Consider the following 10,745-nt stretch of genomic DNA (forward strand, 5'->3'; position numbering starts at 1 on the left):
TCCTCCCTTTCACTATTCACTCTCCCCTCTGCTCCCCCGCTCCCCCGCCGACGGCGGGGCGCCCCCCTCTGCCCCCCTACCCCCTACTTATGACTCCTACGATCCAAACCCTACCCCCAGAAGTTGTTAACCTGATCGCTGCCGGTGAGGTGATCGATTCGATCGCTGCTGTGTTGCGAGAGTTAGTGGAGAATGCCCTAGATGCTGGGGCGAGTCGAATTACCGTGTCCATTTGGCCGGAGTCCTGGCGGATCCGGGTGACGGATAATGGCGCGGGGATGGATTTGGCGAACTTACAACGTTGTGCGACCCCCCACAGTACCAGCAAAATCCGCGATCGCGAGGATTTGTGGAAAATTAACAGTTTGGGATTTCGCGGGGAAGCCCTGCATAGTTTGGCTCAATTATCCCGACTAGAAATCAGAAGTCGTTGCCAAGAGTCAGCGGAAGCATGGCGTCTGGTTTACACGGAACAAGGAGAACCGATGCAAATTGAACCTGTGGCGATCGCCCCGGGAACCATTGTCACGGTTTCTGACTTGTTTGGTTGCTGGCAAGCCCGGCGACAGGGACTGCCGCCGATCGCCCAACAGTTGCGGGCGGTACAACAAACCATTGAACACATTGCCCTGTGTCATCCCCAGGTAAGCTGGCAGGTGAATAAAAATAATCGCCCCTGGTTTGCCATTCATCCGGGAACCACCGCCCAGGAGATTTTGCCCCAGTTAGTGCGCGGGGTGGTGGTGAGTGATTTGCAATATGTGACGGTGGTGATTACCGCTGAACAACGGATTCAGGTGGTTTTGGGCTTGCCCGATCGCGCTTCACGCCGTAAACCGGATTGGGTGAAGGTGGCAGTCAATCATCGTATGGTGCGATCGCCGGAATTAGAACAAGCAATTATTAGTGCTTTTGGGCGAACCTTACCCAGAAATCGCTATCCGATTTGTTTTGTGGACTTGCAACTAAATCCAAAGCAAATTGATTGGAATCGACAACCGAGTAAGTCTGAGATTTACTTACAAAATATTGCTTGGTGGCAGCAACAACTTAATAGCGCGATCGGGCAAGCATTGCGGTTGAATATCACCGACAGTCCGGCCAATCAACAGCGAGTCAGCCAATTATTGACGAACTCAGAAAATAAAGGTGGCTATGAACTTAGTCGAAAAATTAACATGGAAGACCGCCCGGAACCTAGCAGCAACTTAATACCATTAACCGCCGTTGCTCAACTCAGAAATACCTATATTGTAGCAGAACATCCCAACGGCGTTTGGTTAGTAGAACAACATATTGCCCATGAAAGAATTATATATGAACAGTTGCGCGATCGCTGGGAATTAGTCCCATTAGAACCGCCGATAATTCTCAGCAATTTAACCATTGCCCAACGAGAACAAATGGAAAGGTTAGGATTAGATGTCAGCGAATTTGGCAACGAACTGTGGGCAGTCCGCAATGCCCCAGAAATGCTGGCAAAACGGGATGATTGTGCGGATGCTTTGTGGGAATTAAGTTTAGGGGGAGACTTACAAACTGCCCAAGTTGCCACCGCTTGCCGTAGCGCCATTAGAAACGGTACGCCGCTAAGTTTATCAGAAATGCAATCGATTTTAGATCAATGGCAACGCACGCAAAATCCCCGCACTTGTCCTCACGGCAGACCGATTTATTTATCCTTAGAAGAAACCGACTTAGCTCGATTTTTCCGACGCCATTGGGTGATTGGCAAAAGTCATGGAATTTAATAAATTATTACTTTTTAAGTAAATCATCTTTAAATTAATTAAGCAAACCCAATTAGCTATAAATTTATTCAGCACAAAAACAAAAAAAAACATAGTTAATTAAATAAATTATGTTTTGTGTATCTTTATGTTTAATTATGATTTGGATCTCAACCCCGCGCCCAAGCATCCGCGTCAAAAGCAGGCAATTCAGGATTTATTTTTTTGGCTAAATTGTAATTTTGTAAAGACTCTTTTAACTCACCTTCTTTGCCTAGGGTATCTCCTTGTTCAAGCAAAAAATCCACAACTAATTTTCCTACTTCTGGGTCGATGTCTAACGAACCGCCGAGATTTTCTACTTGCTTAAATTTATCTATAGCCTCCGCTAACTTCTCTTCTTTGGCTAGGGTTTGCCCTTCTTTAAGCAAAAATCAAATCGCGTGTTTGAGTCGGCACCATTGGCAACACCTTCGGTTCATACATAAACTTGGCGCATAGATTAGCAAAAACATTGCAAAATCGCAAACCCAAAGGCATAGTATAAATTACATGACAATGAAGGCTTCGCAGTTGTTCAGCCCGTTCCACAAACAAATATTCATGCTGGGGACTTTGACCAGGTTTGCGAGAATTATGTAGTTTATCTAAGCTATCGACAATTACGACTAAGCCTCGCTTTTCATGCTGCTGTAATTTGGCGATCGCTGGTTCGATTAGTTCACTATTAATTGCTTCTAAACTGCTATTGGTTCGCGGTTCCAAATAGTCTCTTAATTTACTGCGAGATTCGGGAGATGCTTTCGCTTTGGCAGAAATTTTATCAATTCCCATATCTAAAGAAACTTGCCCGTCTGTATTGGCACTAATTTTACCAAATGGGGTTGTCCATTCTCCAGAAATTTCAATTTCCGTTTGCAACAGTTTTGCAGCCCCTTGGAGGAGACTTTGCATTTTTGTAGATTTGTTCAGTTGCAAGCGATCGAGACTTTCGGTAATCCGATGGGCGATCGCCAATAAAATATCCCCTACATCCACATCTCCCATTTCCAAATCTTGAGAAGACTCAAAATATACCACATGAAAATCCTCTGCTTCCAACTGTTGTTTCAACCGCAACAACTCCGTGGACTTACCGCAACCAATATGACCCGTAAACAATTGACAAGTGGCTTCATCCGGCGACCATAGAGCAATATTATCCTTCAACTCATCAATAATCTGACCGCCGCGCACAGAGGAAAAATCAATATAATACTTTTGGTCTTGTTCAATACTATCCACAAATAAGGTTTTTGCGGGGTTGGTCGCCTGAAAAAATTGTTGTAAATTTAAGCTTTTCGTCATAATTATCTCCTATCAACGACAGATTTAACTCTGCCCCTAGATAAAACGAGTGTCTGCCCTGGTTCCAGCCCTGGTTATGATGAAATTACAGGGGTATCTGCCTAGTTTCCGGCAGTTTTTCCTTAATCCCTAAATATTCACCAAAATTTAGCCAAATAATTCAGCCAAATAACTCATCATTAAATATTTGGCAGGGGATTTGGCAGCGGATGAGATGACTGCTGGGGAAAGATATTTGGCAGCGAATAACTTACCTGTGACAAAAACAGGCAACTCATCCGTTGCCCACCCGTTATCCGTTGCCAACTCTAATGAGGTTGCAGAGATGTAACCAATACTTTCTCCTATTGCTTGACCTGACCCGATGAACATATATGAAATCTTTAACTATATGTAGAGCAATTAATAATATATAGCACTGCATATAGTGTGTAATTTATGAATCTGGGTCTTTTCTATCTTTTGAAGTCCAAAAGCTCTTTATATAATTTTTTTTTATTAAAAACATAAGAAAATACGTCTTTACTAATAAAAGATTTAACCTTATGATAAATGCCAACAACGTAAGGAAAACTTTATGGAATAGTTAATCGGGAGCATTTTTAGCGGTTATTTCTGTTGATTGTTTTATTTTCTCTGAGAAGTCTCTTTGATCCCCGTGTTGATTAAGCCGAATTATCTTACTTATTCAATCGCTCTTATCTATCTGAGGAAACCACCATGAGTCAAATTTCACGACGCAGATTTTTATTCACACTCAGCGCCAGTGCAGCAGGTTCAGTCTTATTAAAAGGCTGTTTAGGCAACCCACCGGAACCAGCGGGCAGCAGTAGCTCTACCCCACAAGTTAGTCCGGTTAATTTGACACCGGAAACCACCCCGGAAATCACCGGAATTAAATTAGGTTATCTGCCAATTGTTGAATCCGCCCCATTAATCGTGGGTAAACAAAAAGGCTTTTTCGCCAAATATGGGATGACTGATGTGGAAGTCTCCAAACAGGCCAACTGGGGATCAGCAAGAGATAATGTGGAAATTGGCTCCAAAGCGGGAGGCATTGATGGCGGGCAGTGGCAAATGCCCATGCCTTATTTAATTTCCGAAGGTTTAATTACCAAAAATAATGTCAAAATCCCTATGTATGTCCTGGCTCAACTCAATACTCAGGGCAATGGGATTGCGATCGCCAATAAACATAAAGGCCACAATATTGGCTTGGATTTAAGCCTTGCTAAGAATTATTTTATCGATTTACATACCGCAGGCACTCCGTTTAAATTAGCCTATACCTTCCCGAAAGCGAATCAAGATTTTTGGGTGAGATATTGGTTAGCGGCTGGGGGAATCGATCCTGATTTGGATGTGAGTTTGCTGGTGGTTCCGGCAGCCCAAACCGTTGCCAACATGAAAACTGGCTCGATGGATGGGTTCAGTACCGGCGATCCTTGGCCCGATCGCATTGCCCAAGATGGGATTGGTTTTCTGGCCGCATTAACTGCTGATATTTGGCCTTGTCATCCAGAAGAATACCTGGCAATTCGGGCCGATTGGGTGGATCAACATCCCAAGGCCACTAAAGCATTATTAAAAGGACTGATGGAAGCCCAACAATGGTGCGATCGACCCGAAAATCATGGGGAACTGGCGGCGATTTTATCGACGGCCAATTACTTCAACGTTCCAGCATCAGTTTTACAAGGTTCTTTCTCTGGAAACTATAAATTAGGAGATAACTTAGCACCCATCAATGATCCGAAAAAAGCCACCAAATATTGGAAGGATGAGAAAGGCAGTGTTTCCTATCCCTACAAGAGCCATGATTTATGGTTTTTAACGGAAAGTGTTCGCTGGGGTTACTTACCACCGGAAACTTTAGCAAATGCCCAACAATTGATTGATAAAGTCAATCGAGAAGATATCTGGAAAGCCGCAGCAGCGGAAGCTGGAATCGCGGCCACTGATATTCCCACCAGCACATCGCGAGGGATTGAGCAATTTTTTGATGGCAAGATTTTTGATCCGCAAAATCCCCAGGCTTATTTAGACAGTCTCGCGATCAAGAAAGTTTAATCTTTGATAATATTTCACCGCAAATACAGAAAAAAACAGGAGGATACACAATGGCAAATATCGTGAGAAACAATCGGCAAAAAACCGGAAATCCCATTCTGGATTTTTGGAATAAAAACTCCCACAATATTCTCCCGCCGTTAATGGGATTTCTGGGATTTTTAATTGTTTGGCAACTGGTATCGATGGTCGGCTTAATCAAACTGCCCCCCCCGTCGGATATCATCACCAATCAACGAACTCGCATTTATTTAATGTATCCTTGGTTTGACCGGGGCGGACTGGATAAAGGATTATTCTGGCAAACTCTGGAAAGTCTAAAACGGGTTTTAATTGGTTATTCTATGGCGGCAATTGTGGGCATTGGCACCGGGATTCTGATTGGCTTAAATCCGTTTCTAAATAAAGCCCTCGACCCCTTGTTTCAATTCCTGCGAACCGTGCCACCCTTGGCCTGGGTTCCCCTTTCTCTGGCGGCTTTGCAACAAAACCAACCGGCGGCTTTATTCGTGATTTTTATTACCGCTGTTTGGCCAATTTTAATTAACACTACCGTCGGAGTCCAACAAATTCCCCAGGATTACATTAACGTTCGTCAGGTGTTACAGCTTTCTCCTCAAAAGTTCTTTTTCAAGATTTTGATTCCGTCAGCTTTGCCTTACATTTTCACGGGATTACGGATCGCGATCGGTCTAGCTTGGTTAGCGATTATCGCCGCCGAAATTGTGATGTCAGGGATTGTGGGCATTGGCTTCTTCATCTGGGATGCTTACCAAAATAACTATATTTCCGACATTATTTTGGCGCTGGTTTATATCGGTGCAGTGGGCTTAATGCTTGACCGCTTTATGGCTTGGTTACAAACCGTGATCGCCCCTGGGGAATAATCCTGAATCCATCATGTTGTCTGGGTTTGGTCAACCCAAATCCAAACCCAACTACATCTCAATAATCCAAGAAAAATCCAATAAAAATCAATGAGGGAATGAATTATGAGCGTCTTTGTGGCAGTGGATCAAATTGATAAGGTATTTGAGTTAAGCAATGGTGGACAATATATTGCGCTCAAAGGCATCAATTTACAGATTAAAAAAGGTGAATTTATCTCTTTAATTGGTCACTCTGGTTGTGGCAAGTCAACCCTGTTAAACATGATTGCGGGTTTGGATTTACCCACCGATGGAGTGGTTGCCCTGGAAGGACAACGGATTCAAAAACCCGGCCCCGATCGCATGGTCGTCTTCCAAAACTATTCCCTTTTGCCTTGGTTAACGGTGCGGCAAAATATTGCCCTCGCTGTCAATGAAGTCATGGCAGGATTGCCCGAAGGTGAAAGAAAGGAAATTATTGAAAACCATATTGACTTGGTGGGTTTACGTCATGCGGTAGATAAATTACCCAAGGAATTATCCGGTGGGATGAAACAACGAGTCGCGATCGCTCGTGCCCTAGCCATCCGTCCCAAATTGTTACTATTAGATGAACCTTTCGGCGCCTTAGATGCCTTAACTCGCGGCAATTTACAAGAGCAACTGATGCGAATTTGTGAAGAATACCAAGTCACATCAGTCATGGTGACTCACGATGTGGATGAAGCGGTATTACTGTCCGATCGCATTGTCATGTTAACCAACGGACCATCCTCCAAAATCGGTGGAATTTTAGAAGTAGATATTCCCCGCCCTCGGAAACGCATGGAAGTGGTGAATCACCCCAGCTACTATATTTTAAGAAGTGAAATGATCTACTTCTTAAATCAACAAAAACGAGTCAAGAAAATCCGCGCCCGCAAAGTTGATGTTGTCTCCCGTCATGGCTTAGAAAAAATCAACTTAGAGATTGGTTTTGTCCCCCTCACCGCTTGTGCTCCTTTGGTAGTTGCCCAAGAAAAAGGCTTTTTTGTCAAACATGGATTAGAGGAAGTTAATTTAGTCCGAGAAACCAGTTGGCGTGGGATTGTCGATGGCATTGCCGGAAACTATTTAGATGCAGCCCAAATGCCCGCAGGAATGCCCATGTGGTTCACCAATGCGGGACATGAAGATACCCCCTTACCTGTGGTGACAGCCTTGACCATGACTCGCAATGGGAATGCGATTACATTGGCGAAAAAATTCTATCAGCAAGGAATTCAAACGGCCAAAGATTTAAAAGAAGCCATTCGGAAAAGTAGCGATGAAAAACATCGTTTGGGCATGGTTCATCCTTCCTCAATGCACAATATTTTATTGCGATATTGGTTGGCTGCGGGGGGAATTGATCCGGATCTAGATGTGGAATTAAAAACAATTCCCCCGGCTCAAATGGTGGTGGATTTGAAAGCCAATACCATTGACGGCTACTGTGTCGGTGAACCTTGGAATTTTCGGGCTGCAATGGAAGGGGCAGGCTTTACCGTGGCCACTGATTTAGAAATTTGGCAAGGACACCCCGGTAAAGTTTTAGGAGTCCGAGAAGATTGGGCGAATAAATATCCGAATACCCACATTGCTTTGGTCAAAGCTTTATTAGAAGCTTGTGCTTATTGTGCTGATGAAAATAACCATCCAGAAATTCGCAAATTGTTAGCTACTCGCAAATATTTAAGTACCGATATTGACTACATTCATTTAGGCACTCCCAATGAGATGAGTTGCAGTTTAGATCATCCGATGCGGGAATATGCTCATCACGAATTTTTTGGGGAAGGAATTAACCGGCCAATTCGGACAGAGCACCTGTGGATGATGACCCAAATGGCTCGTTGGGGCGATATTCCTTTCCCGCGTAATTGGGTGGAAATTTTAGAGCGGGTTTGTCGCGTGAACGTATTCAGCACGGCGGCTCGTGAGTTAGGGATTGATGTTCAGTACAAACGCACGGGAATTAATCTCTTTGATGGGGTAAAATTTAATGATGAAAACCCGCTTGATTATCTGAATAAATTGAAGATTAAACGCAATATTACGATGGCAGAAATTATTCTCGATACCAGAGAAAGAGATCCGCTTTCAGCTTGATAGTAGGTTTTTGCCTAAAGCGCAAGGATGATAATTGTCTGGGAATAATACCAAATTCAGGAAATCATGCCACAGAAACCTAGACCCCCCCTAGCCCCCCTTCAAAAGGGGGGAACCAAAAATCAAATCAAAGTCAAGTCGCGTTTTTAAGCAGGGTTTAGGGGGATTGTTCATATGTAGCAATGTTTAATGAAATTGGTATCAAGAAAAAGCTCATCGATCAAATAGAAGGAATTAGCGATGCAACCAACCGTTTACAAAAAAATTCAAGCGAATAAAGTCACTCAATCATCGGCTAAAAAGCCTTTTGTGGTTTTTGACAATGTTTCTAAAACCTATAAGACCTCGCGAGGCCCTTACACGGTTTTAAAAGATGTCAATTTGACGATTAATCGGGGCGAATTTATCTGTGTGATCGGTCACTCTGGCTGTGGAAAATCCACTTTGTTAAATATGGTGTCCGGGTTTAATACCCCGTCTACAGGTTCGGTGACGGTGGGTGGAGAACCTGTCACCAAACCAGGCCCCGATCGCATGGTTGTCTTCCAAAACTATGCCCTGCTTCCTTGGTTAAGTGCTTTTGAAAATGTCTATTTAGCCGTTAATGAGGTTTATAAGAATAAGTCAGAATTGGAAAAACGGGCGATCGTCCGCGATCATTTAGCAATGGTCGGTTTAACCGAAGCGGCTGATAAAAAACCTAAGCAAATTTCTGGGGGGATGCGTCAACGGGTTTCTATTGCCCGCGCTTTGGCAATTCGTCCGAAAGTGCTGATTTTAGACGAACCTTTTGGGGCATTAGATGCGATTACCAAGGAGGAATTACAAGAGGAATTATTGCAGATTTGGAACGATCATCGCTGCACGGTGTTAATGATTACTCACGATATCGATGAGGCATTATTCTTGGCGGATAAATTGGTGATGATGACCAATGGCCCCGAAGCAAAAGTAGGGGAAATTATGGAAATTCCTTTCTCCCGTCCTCGCGATCGCGATCGCATTATGGAAGACCCCTTATATTACGATTTGCGTAACTATGCCCTAGATTTCCTCTATAACCGTTTTGCCCACGATGACACTAAGGATTAAAGGCAAAAAAGCCTTGCTAAGTCATGGGGTGATGGTGACAATTATTCTAGGTAATTCTAGAGCGTTTTTCAGCCTTTATAGAACACCTCTGTAGGGGCGAAGTATGATGGGTGACAACTACTGCGAGAACCCAGAATTAACTGGCAATCATGGGAATGTAGGGGCGAAGCATGATGAGTGACAACTACTGCGAGAACCCAGAATTAACTGGCAATCATGCTTCGCCCCTACCAATATTTGTGGTTCAACCAATAGAAAATTGCTGTAGGGGGGGGGTGGTTCAGTCCGTAGAAAAAAGCTGTAGATCATTCTGAGCATTGCTGTTGATTAACCTTTGAACAGTAAATCCACGGGTAGCGGTTGAGCGGTATTTTCCTCAAAGTTAGCCGGTGCATTCAACAACAAATGGCCAGCCAAGCTGGGATGTTTCGCATTTTGGCAAGTGGAAGCGGCGAACAACTGACCAGGCAGCCCTGCAAATGCCGGACAATTGCCATAAGTACAGGATGCTGCCGCCAGATATTTCTGTTGATCCTTTTCTTGGAGGCAATTCGCCACGGCTTCTGGCTCTAGACCGGCTGAGGCATAGCATTGCAATGCGGTGACGACGCCAATTTTACTGATGGTACAGTTAACATCCACCGAACAGCCACCCTTGGAAATCACCCAGGCATCGGCATTGTAGCCACTGCTACTGTCGCTGGCGTAGGCATTGTACAATTCATCTAATTGGCCTGGATCACTCAGCAAACCTGCACTGTCAATATCTTCCAGAATGGTTGGGAGTTCAGTCACGAGTTGTTCAAGCTCGTCGCTGACTTCATAGGAGTCATCATTAAAAACTGATGTGAGATCTTCCCCAGCGGAGCCAGTGTTTCCGCCGATTTGAGCCTGTGCTGGAGCCGACGCTAGGATCGCCATAGCCAAAATACCTGCCCCGGCGATCGCTGATAGTAATTTTTTCATAATCATCTCTTTTGGTATAGGACAAAATTGAATGTTGGCTGTAGAACCGGATCTCCTGAAGAAATAAAGATTTAGATAGCTTCCTGAATGTTTTGGATACAGATATCAACTATGATGGAATGGCTCCTAAATAATTGCTGAAAGTTTCCTTTCATCTTCGATCCTAACCACCTATTTGAGATTTGTCAATAGTCTGATTACTTACTATGACTGGGCATTCTCATATTTGATTGTTTTTTCTGAAGCATTTTTCTTTGAGCAGATTTTGATGCAAAATCCGTAAAATTTCGTAGAAATTTTTCTTAATTTAGTCAATTTTTACAAAATTCGGTTCAACTTCTCTGTAAATATACAGAGATACTAAATCGGAATTTGTATCGACCCTACTCCGTCAGCCTAGTAGACCGACACATCTAATTTGGTGTATTAGAATTTGTCCAATCTCTGAATGTCATTCCCGCGAAGGCGAGAATCCATAATCGACCATTTTAGCTGTGTCGGTCTACTATTCGGTTGATGGTTGATGGCTGATGGCTGATGG

9 protein-coding genes are annotated in these 10,745 nt (G+C 43.7%); 5 read left to right on the forward strand and 4 right to left on the reverse strand.

Going from position 1 to position 10,745, the window contains the following annotated elements; genetic code table 11:
• Positions 1-89 precede the first annotated feature (89 nt).
• Positions 90-1,751, forward strand: a complete 1,662-nt coding sequence (gene mutL, locus AM228_RS18005) for a DNA mismatch repair endonuclease MutL (protein ID WP_054467769.1) — start codon at positions 90-92, stop codon at positions 1,749-1,751.
• Positions 1,752-1,900: 149 nt separating this feature from the next.
• Here mutL and AM228_RS18010 read toward each other — a convergent pair whose 3' ends face one another.
• The 3 genes from AM228_RS18010 to AM228_RS18020 all read right to left on the reverse strand — a co-directional run bounded on the left by AM228_RS18010 (position 1,901) and on the right by AM228_RS18020 (position 3,449).
• Positions 1,901-2,161, reverse strand: coding sequence for a hypothetical protein (locus AM228_RS18010; protein WP_054467772.1), 261 nt, complete (start codon positions 2,159-2,161; stop codon positions 1,901-1,903).
• Complete coding sequence (locus tag AM228_RS18015; RefSeq protein ID WP_054467775.1) at positions 2,154-3,077, reverse strand: AAA family ATPase; 924 nt, start codon at positions 3,075-3,077, stop codon at positions 2,154-2,156. Before AM228_RS18015 ends, AM228_RS18010 begins: the two co-directional genes overlap by 8 nt.
• 147 nt (positions 3,078-3,224) lie before the next feature.
• The gene (locus AM228_RS18020; RefSeq protein WP_054467778.1) at positions 3,225-3,449 is read right to left on the reverse strand and encodes a hypothetical protein; all 225 of its coding nucleotides are present in this window, start codon (positions 3,447-3,449) and stop codon (positions 3,225-3,227) included.
• A 348-nt stretch (positions 3,450-3,797) separates the two neighbouring features.
• Here AM228_RS18020 and AM228_RS18025 point away from each other — a divergent pair, with 348 nt between their 5' ends.
• From AM228_RS18025 to AM228_RS18040, 4 genes are all read left to right on the forward strand, one after another.
• Positions 3,798-5,147 carry a CmpA/NrtA family ABC transporter substrate-binding protein gene (locus AM228_RS18025; protein ID WP_054467780.1) on the forward strand — a complete coding sequence of 450 codons (1,350 nt, stop codon included), beginning with the start codon at positions 3,798-3,800 and terminating at the stop codon, positions 5,145-5,147.
• Between the two features lie 50 nt (positions 5,148-5,197).
• Complete coding sequence (gene ntrB / locus AM228_RS18030) at positions 5,198-6,034, forward strand: nitrate ABC transporter permease (RefSeq protein ID WP_054467782.1); 837 nt, start codon at positions 5,198-5,200, stop codon at positions 6,032-6,034.
• Between the two features lie 105 nt (positions 6,035-6,139).
• On the forward strand, positions 6,140-8,146 hold the full coding sequence (locus AM228_RS18035) for a nitrate ABC transporter ATP-binding protein (protein WP_054467784.1): 2,007 nt from the start codon (positions 6,140-6,142) through the stop codon (positions 8,144-8,146).
• 240 nt (positions 8,147-8,386) lie between these two features.
• Positions 8,387-9,238, forward strand: a complete 852-nt coding sequence (locus tag AM228_RS18040; protein WP_082348937.1) for a nitrate ABC transporter ATP-binding protein — start codon at positions 8,387-8,389, stop codon at positions 9,236-9,238.
• Positions 9,239-9,565: 327 nt separating this feature from the next.
• Here AM228_RS18040 and AM228_RS18045 read toward each other — a convergent pair whose 3' ends face one another.
• Positions 9,566-10,204 (reverse strand): hypothetical protein, encoded by a 639-nt coding sequence (locus tag AM228_RS18045; RefSeq protein ID WP_156331878.1) that lies wholly within the window; start codon positions 10,202-10,204, stop codon positions 9,566-9,568.
• Positions 10,205-10,745 lie beyond the last annotated feature (541 nt).

This window comes from Planktothricoides sp. SR001, from assembly GCF_001276715.1.
In the GTDB taxonomy this organism is placed as follows: domain Bacteria; phylum Cyanobacteriota; class Cyanobacteriia; order Cyanobacteriales; family Laspinemataceae; genus Planktothricoides; species Planktothricoides raciborskii.

Excerpts from the sequence above, each read along its gene's own strand:
- mutL (WP_054467769.1), top strand. The coding sequence starts at position 90 with ATGACTCCTACGATCCAAACCCTACCCCCAGAAGTTGTTAACCTGATC.
- AM228_RS18015 (WP_054467775.1), bottom strand. The coding sequence starts at position 3,077 with ATGACGAAAAGCTTAAATTTACAACAATTTTTTCAGGCGACCAACCCC.
- AM228_RS18020 (WP_054467778.1), bottom strand. The coding sequence starts at position 3,449 with ATGTTCATCGGGTCAGGTCAAGCAATAGGAGAAAGTATTGGTTACATC.
- AM228_RS18025 (WP_054467780.1), top strand. The coding sequence starts at position 3,798 with ATGAGTCAAATTTCACGACGCAGATTTTTATTCACACTCAGCGCCAGT.
- ntrB (WP_054467782.1), top strand. The coding sequence starts at position 5,198 with ATGGCAAATATCGTGAGAAACAATCGGCAAAAAACCGGAAATCCCATT.
- AM228_RS18035 (WP_054467784.1), top strand. The coding sequence starts at position 6,140 with ATGAGCGTCTTTGTGGCAGTGGATCAAATTGATAAGGTATTTGAGTTA.
- AM228_RS18040 (WP_082348937.1), top strand. The coding sequence starts at position 8,387 with ATGCAACCAACCGTTTACAAAAAAATTCAAGCGAATAAAGTCACTCAA.
- AM228_RS18045 (WP_156331878.1), bottom strand. The coding sequence starts at position 10,204 with ATGAAAAAATTACTATCAGCGATCGCCGGGGCAGGTATTTTGGCTATG.